The organism is Vitiosangium sp. GDMCC 1.1324, assembly GCF_003044305.1.
Classification (GTDB): domain Bacteria; phylum Myxococcota; class Myxococcia; order Myxococcales; family Myxococcaceae; genus Archangium.
The window spans coordinates 899794-918303 of sequence record NZ_PZOX01000001.1 but is presented as its reverse complement, the minus strand read 5'-3'; the positions used below and the strand labels follow the sequence as shown (position 1 = coordinate 918303).

General features: G+C 69.5%; 16 protein-coding genes and 1 pseudogene. 5 read left to right on the top strand and 12 right to left on the bottom strand.

The annotated features are described in order from the left end of the window. Positions 1 to 6: 6 nt before the first annotated feature. The 3 genes from scpB to trpS are packed head-to-tail and all read right to left on the bottom strand — an operon-like array spanning position 7 to position 2869. On the bottom strand, positions 7 to 984 hold the full coding sequence (scpB, locus tag DAT35_RS03575; protein WP_108065433.1) for an SMC-Scp complex subunit ScpB: 978 nt from the start codon (positions 982 to 984) through the stop codon (positions 7 to 9). Next, positions 971 to 1837: a ScpA family protein gene (locus tag DAT35_RS03570; RefSeq protein ID WP_108065432.1), complete on the bottom strand. Its 867-nt coding sequence runs from the start codon at positions 1835 to 1837 to the stop codon at positions 971 to 973. Before DAT35_RS03570 ends, scpB begins: the two co-directional genes overlap by 14 nt. Positions 1838 to 1855: 18 nt before the next feature. Beyond that, the gene (gene trpS / locus DAT35_RS03565; protein ID WP_108065431.1) at positions 1856 to 2869 is read right to left on the bottom strand and encodes a tryptophan--tRNA ligase; all 1014 of its coding nucleotides are present in this window, start codon (positions 2867 to 2869) and stop codon (positions 1856 to 1858) included. Between the two features lie 238 nt (positions 2870 to 3107). Here trpS and DAT35_RS03560 point away from each other — a divergent pair, with 238 nt between their 5' ends. Then, positions 3108 to 4274: a DUF4388 domain-containing protein gene (locus DAT35_RS03560; RefSeq protein ID WP_108065430.1), complete on the top strand. Its 1167-nt coding sequence runs from the start codon at positions 3108 to 3110 to the stop codon at positions 4272 to 4274. On the opposite strand, the gene DAT35_RS03555 is transcribed toward DAT35_RS03560, so the two are convergent. After that, positions 4247 to 4849, bottom strand: coding sequence for a Uma2 family endonuclease (locus DAT35_RS03555; protein WP_108065429.1), 603 nt, complete (start codon positions 4847 to 4849; stop codon positions 4247 to 4249). The genes DAT35_RS03560 and DAT35_RS03555 overlap by 28 nt on opposite strands. A 300-nt stretch (positions 4850 to 5149) precedes the next feature. Between DAT35_RS03555 and DAT35_RS03550 the strand changes: the two genes are divergently transcribed. After that, entirely contained in the window at positions 5150 to 5800 is a 651-nt protein-coding gene (locus tag DAT35_RS03550; RefSeq protein WP_108065638.1) for an SRPBCC family protein, read from the top strand. 26 nt (positions 5801 to 5826) lie between these two features. Here DAT35_RS03550 and xerD read toward each other — a convergent pair whose 3' ends face one another. Further along, positions 5827 to 6783, bottom strand: a complete 957-nt coding sequence (xerD, locus tag DAT35_RS03545; protein ID WP_108065428.1) for a site-specific tyrosine recombinase XerD — start codon at positions 6781 to 6783, stop codon at positions 5827 to 5829. Between the two features lie 93 nt (positions 6784 to 6876). Next, positions 6877 to 7446 (bottom strand): annotated as a pseudogene (locus DAT35_RS03540) (DsbA family protein); the annotation flags it as partial. Positions 7447 to 7651: 205 nt separating this feature from the next. Here DAT35_RS03540 and DAT35_RS03535 point away from each other — a divergent pair. Beyond that, complete coding sequence (locus DAT35_RS03535) at positions 7652 to 9112, top strand: FAD-binding protein (protein ID WP_108065427.1); 1461 nt, start codon at positions 7652 to 7654, stop codon at positions 9110 to 9112. Positions 9113 to 9165: 53 nt separating this feature from the next. Here DAT35_RS03535 and DAT35_RS03530 read toward each other — a convergent pair whose 3' ends face one another. The 5 genes from DAT35_RS03530 to DAT35_RS03510 are packed head-to-tail and all read right to left on the bottom strand — an operon-like array spanning position 9166 to position 13163. Beyond that, the gene (locus DAT35_RS03530) at positions 9166 to 9777 is read right to left on the bottom strand and encodes an L-threonylcarbamoyladenylate synthase (protein WP_108065426.1); all 612 of its coding nucleotides are present in this window, start codon (positions 9775 to 9777) and stop codon (positions 9166 to 9168) included. 11 nt (positions 9778 to 9788) lie between these two features. Then, positions 9789 to 11087 carry a cation:proton antiporter gene (locus DAT35_RS03525; RefSeq protein ID WP_108065425.1) on the bottom strand — a complete coding sequence of 433 codons (1299 nt, stop codon included), beginning with the start codon at positions 11085 to 11087 and terminating at the stop codon, positions 9789 to 9791. After that, positions 11084 to 12289, bottom strand: a complete 1206-nt coding sequence (locus DAT35_RS03520) for a sodium:proton exchanger (RefSeq protein ID WP_108065424.1) — start codon at positions 12287 to 12289, stop codon at positions 11084 to 11086. Before DAT35_RS03520 ends, DAT35_RS03525 begins: the two co-directional genes overlap by 4 nt. Before the next feature lie 33 nt (positions 12290 to 12322). Further along, complete coding sequence (locus DAT35_RS03515) at positions 12323 to 12661, bottom strand: hypothetical protein (RefSeq protein WP_108065423.1); 339 nt, start codon at positions 12659 to 12661, stop codon at positions 12323 to 12325. Between the two features lie 37 nt (positions 12662 to 12698). After that, positions 12699 to 13163, bottom strand: a complete 465-nt coding sequence (locus DAT35_RS03510; protein ID WP_108065422.1) for a general stress protein — start codon at positions 13161 to 13163, stop codon at positions 12699 to 12701. A 315-nt stretch (positions 13164 to 13478) separates the two neighbouring features. Between DAT35_RS03510 and DAT35_RS03505 the strand changes: the two genes are divergently transcribed. Next, positions 13479 to 14252, top strand: a complete 774-nt coding sequence (locus DAT35_RS03505) for a TVP38/TMEM64 family protein (RefSeq protein WP_233261275.1) — start codon at positions 13479 to 13481, stop codon at positions 14250 to 14252. Between the two features lie 22 nt (positions 14253 to 14274). Here the strand turns inward: DAT35_RS03505 and DAT35_RS03500 are convergent, their stop codons facing one another. Then, positions 14275 to 17322 (bottom strand): serine/threonine-protein kinase, encoded by a 3048-nt coding sequence (locus DAT35_RS03500; protein ID WP_108065421.1) that lies wholly within the window; start codon positions 17320 to 17322, stop codon positions 14275 to 14277. Positions 17323 to 17396: 74 nt separating this feature from the next. Here DAT35_RS03500 and DAT35_RS03495 point away from each other — a divergent pair, with 74 nt between their 5' ends. Then, positions 17397 to 18308: a sigma-70 family RNA polymerase sigma factor gene (locus DAT35_RS03495; protein ID WP_146209556.1), complete on the top strand. Its 912-nt coding sequence runs from the start codon at positions 17397 to 17399 to the stop codon at positions 18306 to 18308. Positions 18309 to 18510 lie beyond the last annotated feature (202 nt).

The following is an 18510-nucleotide window of genomic DNA, read 5'->3' as shown; positions in this document are numbered from 1 at the left end:
CACCCGTCAAGCGGGTTCGGTCTCCTTCTCGCCTTCGGAGGGGGGCGGGGTCGGATTCAGGATGCTGGTGGTGGCCTTCTGGGTCTTCTCGGCGGCGTCCATGGCCTGCTCCAGCTCCTCGAGCGCGGCCTCGGAGGCCGCCACGCTCTTCTCCATCCGCTTCTGGAACTCGGGGTCCGCCAGCGTCTCCACCGTGCCACTGGCACTCGGGGCGGCGGGCCGCTCCTTCTCGACGATCTCCTGGTGCTCCTGCGTCAGCTCGTGGAACTCGCGCAGGGTGGGCAGGGCGGACAGGTCCTTGAGGGCGAAGAACTCGAGGAACTCGCGGGTCGTCCCGTACAGCATGGGCCGACCCACCTCCTCCTTCTTGCCCAGGATCTTGATCAGCTTGCGGTCCAACAGGGCCTTGATGACGGCGCCGCAGTCCACGCCGCGGATGTCCTCGACCTCGGGGCGGGTGACGGGCTGCCGGTAGGCGATGATGGCCAGCGTCTCCACGGCGGCGCGGGTGAGGCGCTGGGGCTTCACGCGCAGGTAGCGCCGCACGTACTCCGCCGAGTGCGGATCCGTCCGGAACTGCCACGCGCCGGCCACCTCGTACAGGACGATGCCGCTGATGCCGTCCCGGTGGACGCCGGAGATCTGGTTGAGCGCCTCCTGAACCTTCTCGCGGTCGATGCCCGTGGCCTCGTAGAGCTGATCCAGATCCAACGGCTTGTCGGCCACGAAGAGCACGCTCTCCACCACGGTGCGGATGCGCTCCGGGGAGAGGCTGCGGCTCTTCTGGGCGAGCTTCTCGAAGGAACTCTGGAGATCCGGGGCCTCGTCGGCCTCGATGGTGGCGACGTCCGAGTCTTCCAGCTCGTCCTCGTCGCCGGGGCCGGTGACGGCGGCGATCTCCTCCTCGGTGAAGGGGCTGGGGCCGCCCGAGCCGCGCTTCGGCTTGGAGCCCGAGTCGTCGGGGCCGTTGTTACCGGTAGTCACTCTCGTCCACCTCCGATGGGAGCAACCGCTCCAGGGCGTCCCCGTTGGGCATGAGGAGGATGTCCGCCAGGGGGGCCTCCTGGCGCACCTTGAGCAGGCGCCGCTTCACCATCTCCAGGATGGCCAGGAAGGTGATGACCACCTCCTGCCGCGTGCGCTGCTCCTCGAACAGACTCAAGAAGGAGACCGACTCCTGGCCCTTGAGGCGCTCGGCGATCCGCCGGATGGCCTCGGTGATGCTCACCTTCTCGCGCACCACCTCGTGCTGCAGCTTGGGCGTCAGGCGCTCCAGCACCCGGTCCAGCGACTCGATGAGCTTGAGGACGGAGAATTCCTGCAGGCCCACCTCCTCCTCGGGGATGGGCACGGCCTCCACGGGCACCCGGCGCGGGAACACATCGCGCTCGAGGATGTCCTGCATCGCCAGGTGCTCGGCGGCGTCCTTGTACTTCTGGTACTCGAGCAGGCGGCGCACCAGCTCGGCGCGCGGGTCGCCCGCGTCCTCCTGCTGGAGCTCCGCCACCGCGTCCGCCGCCTGCTCCGCGGTGTCCTGACGCGGCAGCAGCATGCGGCTCTTGAGGTGCGCCAGCGTGGCCGCCATCACCAGGAACTCCCCGGCGATGTCCAGGTTGATCTCCCGCATCCGCTCCAGGTGCTCGAGGTACTTCTCGGTGATGAGCGCCAGGGGGATGTCGAAGATGTCGAGCCGGTGCTCCTTGATGAGGTGGAGCAACAGGTCGAGCGGCCCCTCGAAATTGGGCAAGGCGACCCGGAAGGCGTCGCCCGGACTGCGGGGGACGTCCGCCTCGAAGGTCTCCTCACTGGGAGGGGTGCTGCGACGACCTGCGGTCACCAGACGTCCTTCACAGGCTCAGGGAATGCCCACGGCGCGGCGCACCCGCTGCATCAGGCGGGAGGCCTCGGCACGGGCCCGCTCGGCGCCATCCTGGAGGATGCGCTCGAGCTCGGCGGGGTCGCGCTTGAGCTCCTCGTAACGCTTGCGCGCCGGCCCGAACGTGTCGTGGTAGGCCTCGAGGAGCAGCTTCTTGTACTCGCCATAGCCCTTGCCGCCCGCGCGCCAGGAAGCATCCACCTCCGGGAAGCGCGACTCGGGCAGCATCAGCTTGAGCAGATCGTACAGGGGGGCATTCTCGGTGGGCTTGGGCGCCTCGACGGCCGTGGAGTCCGTCTTGATGCCCATGATGCGCTTCTTGATCTCCTTCTCGTCCCCGAACAGCTCGATGGTGTTGCCGTAGGACTTGGACATCTTCTGTCCGTCCACGCCCGGCACCACGGCGGTGCTCTCCTGCACCCGCGCGGCCGGCAGCTTGAGGATGCCGGGGGCGTGCCCCTTCTCCTTGCCCTCGGAGTCCTGCGGGTCGTAGCCCGGCACGTAGGTGACGTTGAACTTCACCGCCCAGTCGCGGGCGAACTCGATGTGCTGGATCTGATCCTTGCCCACCGGCACGAAGTCCGCGCTGTAGAGCAGGATGTCGGCGGCCATGAGCACCGGGTAGGCGAAGAGGCCGAAGTCCGGGCTGATGCCCTTGGCGATCTTGTCCTTGTAGCTGTGGGCGCGCTCGAGGTGGGCGTGCGGCACGACGGTGCCGAGGATCCAGTTGAGCTCGAGCACCTCCTTCACGTCGCTCTGCCGGAAGAGGACGGCCTTCTTCGGATCCAACCCGAGCGAGAGGTACGCCATGGCGGCCTCACGCGTGAGCTCCTCGGCGAGCTTGGGGTCTCGCACGGTGGTGAGCGCGTGCAGGTTGGCGATGAAGTAGTACGCCTCGCCCTCGTCCTGCATTTGGACGAACTGCCGGAGGGCGCCGTAGTAGTTGCCGATGTGTAACCGGCCCGAAGACTGGACTCCCGAGAGGATCCGCATGGACTTCCACGCCTATACACGAAAGGGGTGACAGCCCTGGTTCGCATACCCAGGGGCACCCTGCAACTTTCCTGCAAGCCCGTTGCGGGCCCGGAGCCCGCCCGCCCGCTCCCCGGCCAGCCCGACTCCTGGGGAGTTCTTGGAACGCGGGACAAAGCCACGTGAAATCAGAGGGTTGCGAGGAGGAAGCGCCTCCGCTACCCTGCTGCTCCCCCCAACGAGAAGGAAGCCCCCCGACATGGATAGGTTCAAGGGGAATCTGGCCAGCTACCGGCTGCAGCTGTTGATGCCCGCGTTCTTCGAGGCACCAGCAGTGGACGGAATGCTGCGCGTGGAGCGGGGGGCGGTGCGCAGACACTTCTTCTTCCAGCGCGGACTGCTGGTGGGCGAGAGCTCGAGCGAGCCGAGAGAACACCTGGGACAGGTGCTGGCGAGGCTGCGGATCCTGGACGCGGAGAGGGCCGCGGAGGCTTTCGAAGCAGCGGAGGCGGCGGAGGTGCCGTTTGGAACCTTCGTGGTGGAGCGGGGGCTGGTGGCGAGGGCGCGGCTGCAGGAGGCGCTAGAGCACAAGGCGCGCGAGGCGCTCTTCGACTGCTACGGGTGGGAGTCCGGCGAGGTGGAGTTCCGCCCGGGGCTGCCGCCGCTGGGGCGGGCGGTGGAGCTGCAGCTGGGCCTGAAGGAGCTGCACCGGGACGCGCTGACGCGGCTGCTCGAGTGGAAGGTATTCTGGGATCTGTTCCCGGGGCCGGGCACCACGTTCGGGGTGTACCGGGAGTTCGCGGTGGAGACGGTGTCGGCGGCGGAGGAGCAGTTGCTGCAGCTGGCCGAGACGGGGGCCACGCTGAGCGAGCTGCTGGCGGCGTCGCCGGAGGGTCCGCTGCACGGGGCGAGGTGGGTGCTGCGCCTGTACCGGCGTGGAGCGCTGACGCCGAGGAAGACGAGGGGCCCGAAGGTAGGCGAGACGACGGCGCTGGCGGATCTGCTGGAGCTGGCGCGGGGCCTGGTGGAGACGGAGCGGTACGAAGAGGCGGTGGCGGTGGCGGGACAGGTGCTGGAACGGGCACCGGTGCCGGAGGCGCACGCGCTGTACCGGGAGACGGAGGTACGGCTGACGGTGGCGCTGGCGGACGAGGTGCTGGCGCTGGACGGGAAGATGTACTTCGAGCCGCTGCCGCGCCCCATCCCGCCGTCACTGACGGCGGACGACCTGTACCTGTACGCGAAGCTGCGGGGCAGCCGGAGCGTGCGCGAGGTGCTGAGGAACGCGGCCATGGGCGAGCTGGCGGCGTACCGGGCCCTGCGGCGGCTGATGGACGCGGGCATCGCGAAGGTGATGCCGGACAACACGGCGCCGGGGCGGAAGGCGAAGACGGACCCCTACGGAATCCCCGTCGTCGTGCTCTGAGCGCCGGGCCGAGACAACCACAGCGCACCCAGCTTCAACGCCATCGCGTCGAAAGGCTCGGCGAGTACCTCTCCATCGCCGCTGTGGCGGGCCACATGCCGCCAGCCTCGCGCCTGCCGTCGGTAGATCTCCAGGGTGCGTGTTGCCGGATCGATGAGCCAGACATGGCTCACACCCTCTCGGTGGTAGAGCGGAAGCTTGCGTCTCCTGTCGACGTCCTCCGTCGAGGGCGAGAGCACCTCGCACACCCAGTCCGGAGCCACCGTCGCGAACGGCTCGTCCATGAACGATGGATCAGGCATTCGCTCACGGCGCCAGCCCGCGAGATCCGGCACCACGACGTCCCGTCCGAAATGGATCTCCGGTTCGTAGAGGAACCACCACCCACCGCGTACCCCTGGCTGTCCCAGATCGAAAGCGGGGCCCAGCAGGGCGGTGAGCGCCCAGGCCACCCGCGCATGGGGCATGGCCGGCCGTGGTGAGGCCACCAGCTCATCGCCCAAAATCTCCCCTACCCAACCGACCGGCAGCGCCTCGATGTCCTCGTACGTCGCCGGCTTCTTTCCCTTTCCCATCTCCGCCTCCCTACCGTTGTGGTCACCTATTCTATACCTACTTCTGACCTCTCCGGTAGTACCCCGCACACCATGCGCCGTGCCCCCGACACGCCCTTCTGAGCCAGCGCCCGCGAGCCCGGAAACAGCGCCGGGCTCAGCGACCCATGCGGTGCCACACGGGGGTTCCGGGCACATGTGACTCGTGGTGTACGGCGGTCCGCGCCCTCCAGGGAGTCCGGGGGCCCGGACTCTTGCGACCGGAAAGGTCTCTCACCTAAGAGGTGACCGCCTTTGTTTCCGTCGCTCAAGGACCTCCCCATGCTCAAGAAGATCCTCATTGGTGTCGCAGTCGTCCTCGTGGCGCTGCTCGGCATCATCGCCATGCGTCCGTCCGCATTCACCGTGCAGCGCACCGCCACGTTCAAGGCGTCGCCGGACATCGCCTTCGGATATGTGAACGACTTCCACCTGTGGAGCCAGTGGTCTCCCTGGGACAAGCTGGATCCGAACCAGAAGCGCACCTTCGAAGGTCCGCCCACGGGCCCGGGCTCCATCTACAGCTGGTCTGGCAATGACCAGGTCGGCGAGGGCCGGATGACCATCGAGGAGAGCAATGCCAACGAGGTCATCCGCATCAAGCTGGAGTTCCTCAAGCCCTGGCAGGCCACCAACACGACCACCTTCACGTTCACCCCGACGGCCGACGGGGTCTCGGTGAACTGGAAGATGGAGGGCCACAACGACTTCATGGGCAAGGCCTTCTCGCTGTTCGCGGACATGGACTCGATGGTCGGGAAGGACTTCGAGAACGGCCTAGCGAACATGCAGAAGGTGGTGGAGGCCGAGACGCAGAAGCGCACCGAGGCGGAGGCCGCGAGGCAGAAGGAGGCCGAGAAGGCAGCGGCCGCTCCGGCCGAGGGTCAGCAGGCCCCCACGGGCGGCCAGAACGTGGCGGCTCCCACGCCCTGACGTGACCTGCGCCGGGCCGCGGGGCGCTATGCGTCCCCTGCCCTCTTCCTCGCCGCGGCCCGGCCCCCCATGACTCCACCGCGGCCGCGCACGTCGTCTCCGCGCGGATGGGCGTTGTCGTACACGGCTCGCAGCCGCGCGCTGTTCACGTGCGTGTAGATCTGCGTGGTCGCCAGGTCCGCGTGGCCCAGCATCGCCTGCACCGCTCGCAGGTCCGCGCCACGCTCCACCAGGTGCGTGGCGAACGAGTGCCTCAGCTTGTGCGGTGACAGCGGCTTGCGGATGCCGGCCTTGAGCGCGTAGCGCTTGAGCAGCTTCCAGAAGCCCTGCCGCGTGAAGCCATCCCCGCGAGGGGTGACGAAGAGGGCCTTCGACTCGCGCTCGCCCAGCAGCGCCTGCCTCGACCCCTCGAGGTACGCTCGCACCTTCTCCGCCGCGATGGTGCCCACCGGGACGATGCGCTCCTTGGCGCCCTTGCCCTTCGCCACCAGGTAGCCCGCGCTCAACTGGATGTCGTTGATACCCAGGCCCACCAGCTCACTCACGCGCAGGCCCGTGGCGTAGAGCACCTCGAGCATCGCCTTGTCCCGGATGCCCGTCGGATTGCGCTCGTCCGGCGCCGCGAGCAGTTGCTCCACCTCCTCCAGCGTGAGGAACACGGGCAGCTTGCGCGCCGAGCGCGGTGTGTCGAGATCCTCGGTGGGATCCTTGTCCACGTACTTCTCGGCCACGAGGAAGCGGTGGAAGCCCCGGATCGCCGCCAGGTGCCGCGCCTGGCTGCGCCTCGACAGCTTGCGCGAGCTCAGCGTCACCAGGTGGCCGGTGATGTCGTCCTCCTTCACGCGTGCCACGTCGGTGATGCCCTTGCGCTTCAAGTCCGCGAAGTACACCGCCAGGTCCGCGGCATAGGCGTCCACCGTCTTGCCGGACAGCCCCCGCTCGGCACGGATGAAGGCGATGAACGCGTCGAGGTACCCTTCCATGGGCTCGCAGGGTAGCCGAGCCCGAGGCTCCGGCAAGTGAGCGGACCCCGGCACCGGAGTCCTCTCGCCTGAGTGCTCGGAGCCGTGCCCTGCTCAGTCCGGACGCGTGGCGCGAGGCTTGACGCCCAGGCGCTCCATCACCTTCTGGAAGACGCCGTACTCCTGTGCACCCTGGAGCGCGAAGCGGTCCCCGAGAACGAAGGTGGGCACGGCCTGGATGCCCATCTCGTGGGCCTCGCGGATGGCGTCCTCGACGACCTTGAGGTAACGGCCCTCCTCCACCGCCCGCTGCATCGCCTCGGGATCCAGGCCCGCCTCCTGCGCCGCGCCTCGGAGCGTCTCCCACTGCCAGAGATCCTGCCCCTCACTCCAGTAGCGCCTCAGCAGCGCCGCATGGAATGGCTCGAGCGCTCCCTGGTCCCGGGCGAACTCCGCCGCCTGGTGCGCGCGCCTCGTCGAGGGAATGATCTCGCGCTCCACCATCTTCAACCCGGCCTGGGCTGCCCTGAGTTTGAGGGGATTGTTCGGATCCTTCATCCGCTCGCGCACGTAGGCCGGCAGGGGCAACCCTTCCGGGGGGGTCTCCGGGCGCAGGAAGAACGGACGCCAGTCCACCTGAACGTCGTACTCCTTCTTCAGCTTCTCGACCTCCACGAGGCCGACGTAGCACCACGGTCAAACGAAGTCGGACCAGACCCTGATCGTCACGGGATCGCTCATGGGGCCACCCATAACATCGCCGGATCTCACCTGCCACTCCGGCTCTCGCGTCCCCATTTCACTGGCTGAATCCTCTGGCGGTGTCTGGGAGTGCGTCAGGACCGGGCGCTAGAAGGGCCGCTTCCCCACCTTCGCCACCGAGGTGCACATGACGAGCCGTACCCTTCCCCGCCGGACGCTCTTGCAGGGAGCGCTCGTGGCCGCCGTAACCGTGTTCAACCCCCTCCAGCGCAGTTGGGCCGCCAGCCCATCGCCCGAGAGCATCAGCCTGCCACCGCTGGACGGAGCGCTCCTCGTCGACCCGGCCACACGCTCAGCGGCCGCCGAGGACTATGGCCACATCGTCCACCAACAGCCCTGGGCCGTGCTGGTCCCCGGCTCGGTGGAAGACATCGTAAAGATGGTCCGCTTCGCGCGAACCCACGGTCTGAAGGTGGCCGGTGCTCGCGGCATCGGAGAGAGCCACAGCACCCAGGGCCAGGCGCAGGTGGAAGCGGGCGTGGTCATCGACATGTCCGCGCTCTCCACGATCCACGAAATCAACGAGACGAGCGCCTGGGTGGACGCGGGCGTGCGGTGGCACGAGTTGCTCCAGGCCACGGTGCCCCTGGGCAAGAGCCCGCCCACGCTCACGGACTTCATCGAGCTGAGCATCGGCGGCACGCTGTCAGTGGGAGGCATTGGCGGGCAGGCGTTCCGCTCGGGCCTGCAGGTGGACAACGTGCTGGAACTGGACGTGGTCACCGGCCGGGGCGAGCTCGTGCGCTGTTCTCCCTTCCGGGAGCGCCGGTTGTTCGACGCCATCCGCGCGGGCCTGGGTCAGTTCGGCATCATCGTTCGGGCCCGCGTGCGTCTGGTGGCCGTGCCGCCGCGCGTGCGCTACTACACCGCCCGCTACACGGACATCGCCGTCTTCGTGGCGGACCAGACCCGGCTCATCGACGAGGGCCGTTTCGACTACGTCGAGGGCTCCGTGTCGCCCTCGGGCAATGGCACGTGGACCTTCCAGCTCGAGGTGGCGAAGTATTACGCACCGGGCTCCGAGCCGGATGACTCGCGGCTGCTCTCCGGGCTGTCCTACCTGCCGGGCACCGTGCAGGCGGTCGACGAGAGCTACTTCGACTTCGCCAACCGCCTGGCTCCCGTCGTGGAGTTGCTCAAGCAGATCGGCATCTGGGATTACCCCCACCCCTGGCTGAACCTGTTCGTGCCCGAGTGCGACGCGGTGCGCTTCGTCCAGAGCGTGCTGTCACGGACCACCGAGGCGGACATGGGACAGGGGCCCATCCTGCTCTATCCCTTCCACCCGGGCCGGCTCACCGCGCCGTTCTCGCGCGTGCCCCCGGGCCGCCACGCCTTCCTCTTCTCCCTGCTGCGCACCGCCGTCCCGCCCACTCCGGAGCAGTCGGCGAGCCTCGTCGCGAAGAACCGCGCCATCTACGAGGAGCTCGTCGCTCTCGGAGGCAAGCGCTACCCCATCGACTCGGTGCCCATGAGCCGAGCCGACTGGCGCGAGCACTTCGGCCCCGTCTGGGACACCTTCGTCTACGACAAGGCGCGCTTCGACCCGGACAACGTCCTGGCCCCGGGCCAGCACATCTTCTCCTGAAGCCTCTTCCGGGCTCTTCGGCGGAGGCAGGGGCCGCGGAGCTTCCGCGGCCCTCAGTCCAGCTGGCCCTTGCCCTGCCGCAGCACCTCGATCTGGTCGCCGATCAGCGACACCACCGTCGAGGGCTCCATCAGCTTCACCCCTCCATCGAGGATCAGATCCAACCCGTGCCCCAGGGCATCCTTGATGTCCTTGGCGTCGATGAGGGGCTCGCCCTCGGCGTCCGTGGCCGAGGTGGTGACGATGGGCCGCCCCAGCGCCGCGGCGAGCGCCCGCGCCAGCTCCGAGTCCGGCACGCGGATGCCCACCTGCTTCTGCTTCGACATCATCGCCTCGGGCACCAGCCGCGTGGCCTCGAGGATGAACGTGAAGGCCCCGGGCGTCAGGCTCTTCATCGTCCGGTACGCGAAGTTGCTCACGTGCCCGTACTTCGCCACGTCCGACAGGTCCGGGCACAGGAACGACAGCGGCTTCTTCCTGTCCCTCCCCTTGAGCTGGTACAGCCGCTCGATTCCCTTCTTCGAGCCCAGATCGCACCCCAGGCCGAAGTACGTGTCCGTCGGATAGGCGATCACCCCGCCGCTGGAGAGCACCTCCACCGCGCGCTGCACGTGCCTCGGCTGCGGGTGCTCCGCGTTCACCTCGATGATGGGTGCTGACGCCATGGTGTGTCTCCTCAGGCCGCTCCCGGCGCCTCGTCGGAGTGGACCTCTCCACTCCGCTGCAGGGCCCGCCGGGTGAGGACGGGGCCGATCAGCTCGTGGGCGGTGATCATCGCCACGATGAGCACCTCCACCTGCGGCCCGAAGTCCGGAAAGGTTCGAGAGATGAGCGCCGCCAGCCCGAAAGTCACGCCCGCCTGCGAAATGAGCCCCATCCACAGGTAGCGGCGCAACCGGGGATCCTCCGCCGGAGCGAAGCGCCGGCACGAGCCGTAGATGGCCACCGCGCGCAGCGCCACCAGCAGCAGCGCCGCCGGCCCCACCGTCACCAGCGCGTTGAGCTTGAGCCCCGCCCCGGACGCGGCGAAGAAGAGCGCGAAGACGGGCAGGCCCGCCCGTTGGATGGCATGGTGGATGCGCTCGCCCTCCCGCTCGTCCAGGTTGGCGATCAGCGCCCCGGCCGCCAGCGACACCAGCAGCGGCGACAGGTGCAGCCGCGCACCGCCCTCCGCCGAGGCGAAGCACAACCCCACCAGGAACAGCGGCAGCTCGCGCTTCACCTGCCGCATGTACAGCAGCATCACCAGCGCCAGCACGCTGCCCACCGCCACCGAGCCGAACAGCTCCCACCCCACCTCGCCCAGCAGCCCCGCCACGTCCAGCCCGCCGCCGAAGCTCGCCCGCGTGAAGCCCGCCGCCAGGGCGAAGCCCACCATGACGATCAGGTCCCCGATGATGACCAGGGCCATGAGGAACTCGGTGAAACTGCCGCGCGCGCTCGTCTCCTGCACGATGGCGATCGTCACCGTGGGCGAGAAGGACACCACCACCGTGGACACGAGCCCGCTGACCGCCAGGGCCTGCGGCACCGTCATGGGCGCCAGGAAGGGCAGCACCGGCTTGAGCGCGAAGAGCGCCCCGAAGACGGCCAGGAACGTCACTCCGCAGACCGCGACGCACAGGGCCGCCACCCTGGCACCCACCCGGCGGATGAGCCCCAGTTGCAGCTCCGTGCCCGCCACCAGCGCGATGAGGCTCACCGCGAGCCCCTTCACCAGCTCCAACCCCTTCACCCCCGAGCCAGGAATGAAGCCCAGGGCGTACGGCCCCACCGCCACGCCCACCAGCAGGTAGCCTGTGAGCCGGGGCAGCCCGAATCCCTTGGCCACCTTCCCCGCGAACAGTCCGCACAGCAGCAACGCCCCGGCGGCGAGCGCCACCGACGTGCCGGTGTCCACCCGCCACGTCTGCGCCCGGCCGATGGCCGCCAACAGCACCACCACCAGAAGCAGCCGAGGAATCGCCTCCTTCATGGCGTGCCTCCCGTGGCTCGCGAGGGCGCGGGCTCCAGCACGTAGCGGAAGGACCGGCTGCCGAGCAGCTCGTTGACGAAGGCCCCCGCCACCACCACATCGAAGACGCGCTGGGACATCGGCCCCGGCACCAACACCAGGTACTCCGCCACCAGACACAGCGCGAGCCCGCCCTGGGCGATGAGCGCGTAGCCCAGCCTCGGCGGCAGCGCCAACGTGCTCCCGGCGATGCGCTGCGCGAGCGCGCCTCCCAGCACCTTGCCCAGGAAACGCAGGCCCAGGTACCCGGGCAGCAGCGCCCAGGCCATGACGTCGCGCGCCTGCACATGCGCGCCCACCAGGAAGACCAGCAGCAGGTACGAGGGCCGCTCGAAGCGCCCGAGAATCCGCGCCGCCTGCTCCACCGCGCGCCCGCCCACCAACGCCAGCGTCGCCCCGCAGGCCACGCCCGCCAGCAGCGCCGACACCCGCAGGTACGCCGCCGCTCCGGACACCAGCGCCACTCCGCCCAGCAGCACCGCCATCAGCTCGCCCTGATCCTTCAGCCCGTGCATGAGGAAGGCGAGCAGTCCTCCACACATCATCCCCAGCAGCAGCGCGAGCGCCACCAGCCCGAGCCCCTCCAGGGGATGGCCCGTCGCGCCGAACGCGAGCGCCAGCGCCAGCACTCCCAGCCCCACCACATCATCCAGCATGGTGAGCAGCGCCACGGACAGTCCGCGCCGGCGATCCATGCGCCCGCTGCGGTAGCCCAGCACCGCGAAGTGGCCCGAGGAGAGGCTCGCCGACGCGCCCAGCAACGCCGCCGCGCCCACCGCCGCCCCGGGAGGCAGGCCCATGGAGAAGAGCAGTGGACCGGCCAGCGGCAGCGCCACCCACAGGAAGGCCGTCCCGGCGTGCGCGAGCGCCGCCACGTACACCTCCCGAGGCAGCAGCCGCAGCAGCCGGGGCTCCAGGTTGAGGCCGATGATGACGCCCGCCACGCCGATCCCCAGTGCGAGCAGGGGGCGCAGGGCCGTCAGATCCCCCCAGGACAGCACGCCCAGCGAGCCCGGTCCCAGCACCGCGCCAATGGCGAGGAAGATCAGTCCGCTGGCGGCCAGCTGGGCCACGGCCGGAAAGCGGCCAGGGTCCAGCACCGTCCGGCTAGAGGCCAGCAGCGAGAGCGCCGCGATGGCGAGTAGGACGAGCAGCGCCTGCACAGGGCAGGTGATTACACCGCCCGGCGCGTGCCGTCACTCCCGGCGATGCACCGGCGCGCCGATCACCGGCAGGGCCACCAGGCGGCCCATCGGGGGGTCGTCCGCATCCATCTCCAGTTGGACCCGCTGGACCAGCCGCTCCACCTCCTCGGCTGACAACCCTGGCAGGAGACTCACCAGGATGAGCCGATCCTCATCCGCCCCGAGCGCCAGACCGCGCAGCCCGGCGAAGACGGGAACTTCCGCGGACAAGGTGGCCGCGGCACTTCGGGCCCTCACGACCAGCGGCTCCGGGATACCGAAGTCCCGGAGCCGCCGGATGGCCCGTTCAGGTTGGTCCGCGTGGTCGAGGAACGCGAGGAAGAGGTACACGACCCGTGTCTATCTGGTCCGCGGCCCTTTCGTCACGCTACTCGGTGCGGCCACCTGGGCTCGGCTCGCTGGGAGGCGCCGCGGCAGATGTCTCCGGCCCCTCTTCTGTCGCCGCCGGGGCGGCGGCGGCGCCTTCCTGCTTCTCCATGGCCGCCCGGGCCGCTCGCTTGCCCTCCTCGATCAGCTTCTTGACCTTCTGACCGCCCTTGCGGCCGATCTCCTCGTAGAAGTTCGGACCCCGCGTCGCCTTCACCCGGTCTCCGCCCTTCTTGCCGATCTCCTCGTAGAACTTCGCGCCGCGCTCGGCCTTGACGGTCTCTCCGCCCTTGCGGCCGATCTCCTCGTAGAAGGAGCGGCCCCGTTCGGCCTTCACCGTGGCGCCGCCCTTGCGGCCGATCGTCTCGTAGAACTCCCTACCCCGCTCGTTGCGGACGGTCTCTCCGCCCTTCCGGCCCGCCTCGGCCACCGTCATGCTGCCCTTGTTGTCCTTGTCCTGCTGCATGTCTTGCCTCCTCCTACGTTCTCCCCCTTCCCCGCGAGGGTGCCCCTTGCCCCAAAACTTGGGACGGAAGCGCCCCGATGCAAGCAAGCTCCGTACACCGCCAGCCGTTCACACCGGACAGAGAGCATCAGAACCTCAGGAATTCTCTGAGGTTGGGGGTACACGCTGTCCCGGCGGGCGTGACTACGGCCTGCCCGCCCGGACGCTTCAGTGTCAAGAACACGCCAGTGCACATTGCCGATTCCCGGTCGATGTCTCACCTTTCACGCCGACCGGCGCGGGAGGCCTGGCGTGAAGGGTGGAGAAGGAGGCGGTTTGAAGTTCTGGCTCCGAGTGCTGACGCCCGTGCTGGCGTCGATCGGCGGGCTCACGATGCTGAGGCTGCTGGGGCCGGATTTCATCAACCAGAAGGAACTGCACGCCTTCCTGGCGCCCATGGGGAAGTGGGCCCCGGTGGTCTTCGTGCTGTGTCTGGCGGTGCGGCCGGTGACACTGCTGCCCGGGCAGCTCTTCACCGCTGTGGGCGGAATGATCTTCGGCACGCGGGCGGGGACGATCTACTCGCTGATGGGCAGCGTGCTGGCCTCGGCGCTCATCTACGGGCTGTCGCGCTGGCTGGGAACGCGGTTGATGAAGCGCATGGCGGGCAGCCGCTACCCGGCCATCACCCGGGCGGCGAAGCGGCACGGCTTCAAGTTCGCGCTGCTCACGTGCATCAACCCCCTGCTGCCCACGGACGTGATGATCGCGGCGGCGACGGCCGCGGGGGCGCGCTTCTGGCCCCTGGCGATGGGCGTGCTGCTGGGCACCATCCCGGGCACGTTCCTCACCGCGCAGTTCGGCAGTGGCCTGGCGCAGGGCCGCACGGTGATGACGGTGGTGTCCGGCGTGGGGTTGGTGGTGTCGCTGGTGCTGGGCGCGGTGCTGGGCCGCCGCATCTTCGCGGAGATCAGCGAGGAGTCGTCAGCCCCCGAGGAAGAGCAGCCCGAGCCCGGGAGCCCCCCGCGCGGCCCGCCGCTCGCGACGAAGGGCCAGCTCGGCCGGCCCGCGCTCTCCACGTTCCAGGAGCTGCCGCCCGCGGGCCAGTGAAGCAACCCTCCATGGAGAGGAATCAGGGCGCGGAGGCCTCGTGCTGACGCAACCACCCGGTGATGTCCTCCAGAAGGTGAGGATCGGCCGGGGCTTGTGCGGCGAAGACCTCCCGGGCCTGCCGGGCCAGGAGGATGGCGCGACGGGTATCACCACCGCTCGTGGTGAGCGCCCGGGCGAGCGCGAAACGCGCTTGGGCCGCCTCGACACGGCCCGGGTTGCCCTTCACGCCATCCCAGAGGGTCACCGCCCGCTCCAGCGGACCGATCGCCGCACGGGGATCCTTCATCGCCAGCAGGGCGCGTCCCTGTCCCGTCAAGGCGCGGCCGACGTCCGGGTGCTCGGGACCGAGGGCCCGCTCGAGGTCCTCGAGCGCGCTCCGGTAGGCCACGAGCGCCTCGGAAGGGCGGCCGAGATCCATCAGGGTCGCGGCCAGCTCCTGGTTGAGGAGCCCCAGCTGCGGATCGTGCGCGGGCAGGACCCGTTGCCGGATGCGGAGCGAGCGGCGTAGCACCTCCAGCGCTTCGCCGGGCCGTCCCGCCTCGCGCAAGGCGCCCCCGAATACCTGCAGGCAGGTGGCCACGTCCGGGTGCTCGGGGCCCACCAGCTTCTCCCAGAGGGCCAGCGAGCGCCGGTGGTCCTTCAGGGCCTCCTCGTGGCGGCCCAGGTTGCCTTTCTGGATGCCCACGTACGTCAGCGCCACGGCCACGGTTTGGTTCTCCGCGCCGTACACGCTCTCGAAGATCTCCAGCGCACGCTGGTGGGACGCGAGGGCTTCCTCGCTCCGGCCCAGCTCGGCCTGGGTGGACCCGAGCGCCTGGAGCGCGAACGCCACATCGGGATGGGAGGGGCCCAGCGCCGCTTCCAGGTTGGCGAGCGCGCTTCGGGACAGCTCCAAGGCCTCTTCGTAGCGGCCGAGCTGGCCGAGAATCCCGGCCATGTCGGTGAGGGAGGTGCCGATGTCCGGATGATGGGACGGAAGGAACTGCCGGCGGAGCTCGAGTGCTTTCTGGTAGCGATCGAGCGTCTCCTCGTACCGTCCGTCCACGAAGGCCATCACCCCTTCGTAAGTGATCCGGCGCGCGGTGAGCTCCGGATCTCCGCCAAAGCGCTCACCGGCCGCCTCCGCGTGGCGCAGCAGCAGGCGGGCGCGGGCAGTGTCGTGCGTGGCGCCCTTGCCCACGACGAAGGCCAACAGCGTCCAGGCGCGGGCGGCCTCCCGATCGTCTCCCCCAGCCAGCGCCGCCAGCACGGCCTCGGTGAGCGTCCCCTCGGCGCGAGGAAGGTCGCCCAGGTTCCCCTGGCCCACCCCGAGCAGGAACAACGCCTCCGCCAGCACGGGCCGATAATCGAGCGAGCGGGCTCGTGCGACCGCCGCTTCGGCCCGGGGCGTGCCCTCGTGGAACCTGCCCACGTCCAGCAGGGCCTTCACCTCGGCGAGCTCGCCCCGGAGCGACTCCACCGCCGCCGCCCGCTCCGGCTCCCGGGGAGGCCTCACCCAGGACGTGAGGGTGCGGGCATCGGTGCAGCTGTCCAGGCGGCCCAGCGACAGAGCACTGCGCACCGCATTCACGACGGTCTCCTCATCGGCCTCGGCCAGCACGGTGGTGAGCGCCTTGAGCCCGGACAGGCGCTCGCGGAGGCAGACCCGCTGGGCCCCGAGGAACTCGCCCCAGTCCGTCCGCTCCTGGGCAGGGGCCTCGCACGTCTGCCTCTGGAGCGCGAGCCAGGTGGTGCTGTAGTCATCGAGCGTCCGCTCCACGGTGCTCCACGCGCTTTGGGCGAAGGTCTTGCCCACCGCGAGGAAGCGCTGGTGGATGCGCGCTTTGCGCTCGGCGTCCCAGACGCCCAGGAGCTGCGCCTCCAGGCCCTGGCATTGCGCCGCCGCACGGGTCCGGACCCAGGCCACCCCAGCGAGCAGGACCACCAGCACGAGCGAGCCCACGGCGAGGACCATCCGGCGTCGGCGCCGCTTGCGGCCCTGCTCCACCGCCGCCAACAGGGCCTCCATGGAGGGAAAGCGCTTCTCGGGAGAGAAGCTCAGCCCGCGCAGGAGCACCTGCCTCAGCCAGGACGGAACCGTCGTCCCCCGGGGAGGAGGCCGGACCCGCCCATGCGACATCTCCTCCAGAAGTGCCGAAGAGTCGCTCCCGGAGAAGGGACGCTCTCCGTAGAGGGCCTCGTAGAAGGCGATGCAGAAGCTGAACTGGTCGGACGGCGCGCCCACCTCGCGCCCCTGGTGCTGCTCCGGGGACATATAGGCGGGAGTCCCGAGGAGCGCTCCCGTCCGGGTGAGCGGCCCCGCGGCGGGGGATTGGAGCTCTCCGCCAGGAGCGTCTCCCCGAGCCGATGCGGCGGGCCCTGAAGGCGCATCGGGGAAGGTGCCGCGAGCCAGACCAAAATCCGCCACGCGGACGCGCCCGTCGCGTCCCAGCAGCACATTGTCAGGCTTGAAATCCCGGTGCACCAGACCTGCCCGGTGGGCGGCCGCGAGCCCCTGGCCCGCCTGGAGGAACTTCCCGGTGATCTCCTCCCAACGGCGCGGCGCCTCGCGCAGCCAGCGCGACAGGGTGCCCCCGTCGACGAACTCCATGGCCACGAAGACCTGGTCGCCCACCGAGCCGACTTCATGGACGGTGATCACATGAGGGTGCGCGAGGCGCGCGGCGGCCTGGGCCTCCCGAAGCATCCGCGACGGAGCGGAGCCGCCACGAGCCTGGCCGAGCAGCGCGGGATGAAGGAGCTTCAGCGCGACCTTGCGGTCCAACCGGGGATCATGGGCCGCGTAGACGATGCCCATCCCACCCGTGCCCACCCGATCGAGAAGCACGAAGCGGCCCACGCGTCCCCCGGAGACCAGGGCGCCCTCGGAGGACACGCCGCCGGGGGGAGTGTCCGGCTCGGGGGGATGCGCAGGCTCCTTCGCCTCGGAGTTCCGGGCGAAGAGCGCCAGGAGGGAGGTACACCGGAGACAGTGGTCGAGATGCTCCTCGAGCTGCCGGCACTCGCTCTCACCCAGCAGACCTTCAGCGAATTCGACCCAGCGGTTCTCGTCGGGGCAGGTGGACATGGACACGGTGGGGAGACGCCGGGAATGGTATAGCCATCCGGCACGGCGCGCCTGAAGGAACAGCGGTGGACAGCATGGACACGCTCGAGAGCCTGGTTCTGAGCTTCGTCGCTCGGCTTCCACCCACCTTGCGCGAGGGGCTGCCCGCCGCGGTGGAGCTCGAACGGTGCGTGGGAGATTGGCTCCGATCCGCCCAGGCCACCTGGCCCACCCTCTCGCTCGACCCCGGGAGCTTCCTCGCGCACGTCGCCCGGTGCCTGTCGAAGGAGACCGATGCGCGGGCGCTGGACTCGCTGCGAGCGGCCGATCTCTACCTCGCCAGCGGGTGCGCGATGGGGAATGCCCAGGCCGTCGCGCTGCTCGAACAGAATCACGGGCGCGAAGTGGACGCCGCGTGGGCGAAAACAGGCGAGGGCAAGCTGTCCCGGGAAGATCTGCGCCAGCGCGTGTGGCAGAAGTTGCTGGTGGCGCGGCCGGAGCAGGGGCCGGGAATCTGCGAGTACGCGGGCCGCGGAGAGCTGCGGAACTGGATTCGCATGGTGGCCCTCCGGGAAATGCTCGACGCGGTCCGGGTCCGCCGCGCCGCGGGAGATCCCGAGCGACTGGAGGAGCTGGGAGAGGCCTGGGAGGCGGCCAGCCCGGAGGAGGATCCCGAGCTGGCCCACATCAAGTCGCTCTACCGCTCTCACTTCAATGACGCCTTCCGCGAGGCCCTGAAGGCGCTCGGCCCCCGGGAGCGCAACCTGCTGCGCCAGACGTACGTCCATGGACTCAGCGCGGCGGAGCTCGCCCAGCTCTACCGGGTGCACCGGGTCTCCGTCGCCCGCTGGCTCGCCGATGCCCGCCGCCAGGTGCTCGAAGGCACCCGGAGCGTGCTCTCCCAACGGTTGAAGCTGGAGGGCTCCCAGCTCGACAGCATCCTGCGGATGGCTCAGAGCGGCGTGGATCTGAGCCTGGAGCGGGTGCTGCGCACCCAGGGCGACTGAGCCCCGCCAGGCTCTGTCTGATGGATTCGCCAGCGCCGGTTGTTGCCTCCTGGAGGAGGCGGGCTGGCACTCGCCTCGAAGGCTCGCAGGGCGTTGAGGTATTCGGGCGCGCTCATGAGCGGTCAAGATTTCCTTTGCCGGGAGCCAAGAACATCTCGTTTGCGGCGGCGAGCACTCAGAAGCATGAATTCCTCGTCGGCCC

What these genes read in the sequence shown, in the direction of transcription:
- trpS (WP_108065431.1), bottom strand. Translation starts at nt 2,869, where the DNA reads ATGCGGATCCTCTCGGGAGTCCAGTCTTCGGGCCGGTTACACATCGGC.
- DAT35_RS03560 (WP_108065430.1), top strand. Translation starts at nt 3,108, where the DNA reads ATGGATAGGTTCAAGGGGAATCTGGCCAGCTACCGGCTGCAGCTGTTG.
- DAT35_RS03555 (WP_108065429.1), bottom strand. Translation starts at nt 4,849, where the DNA reads ATGGGAAAGGGAAAGAAGCCGGCGACGTACGAGGACATCGAGGCGCTG.
- DAT35_RS03550 (WP_108065638.1), top strand. Translation starts at nt 5,150, where the DNA reads ATGCTCAAGAAGATCCTCATTGGTGTCGCAGTCGTCCTCGTGGCGCTG.
- xerD (WP_108065428.1), bottom strand. Translation starts at nt 6,783, where the DNA reads ATGGAAGGGTACCTCGACGCGTTCATCGCCTTCATCCGTGCCGAGCGG.
- DAT35_RS03535 (WP_108065427.1), top strand. Translation starts at nt 7,652, where the DNA reads ATGACGAGCCGTACCCTTCCCCGCCGGACGCTCTTGCAGGGAGCGCTC.
- DAT35_RS03530 (WP_108065426.1), bottom strand. Translation starts at nt 9,777, where the DNA reads ATGGCGTCAGCACCCATCATCGAGGTGAACGCGGAGCACCCGCAGCCG.
- DAT35_RS03525 (WP_108065425.1), bottom strand. Translation starts at nt 11,087, where the DNA reads ATGAAGGAGGCGATTCCTCGGCTGCTTCTGGTGGTGGTGCTGTTGGCG.
- DAT35_RS03510 (WP_108065422.1), bottom strand. Translation starts at nt 13,163, where the DNA reads ATGCAGCAGGACAAGGACAACAAGGGCAGCATGACGGTGGCCGAGGCG.
- DAT35_RS03500 (WP_108065421.1), bottom strand. Translation starts at nt 17,322, where the DNA reads ATGTCCACCTGCCCCGACGAGAACCGCTGGGTCGAATTCGCTGAAGGT.
- DAT35_RS03495 (WP_146209556.1), top strand. Translation starts at nt 17,397, where the DNA reads ATGGACACGCTCGAGAGCCTGGTTCTGAGCTTCGTCGCTCGGCTTCCA.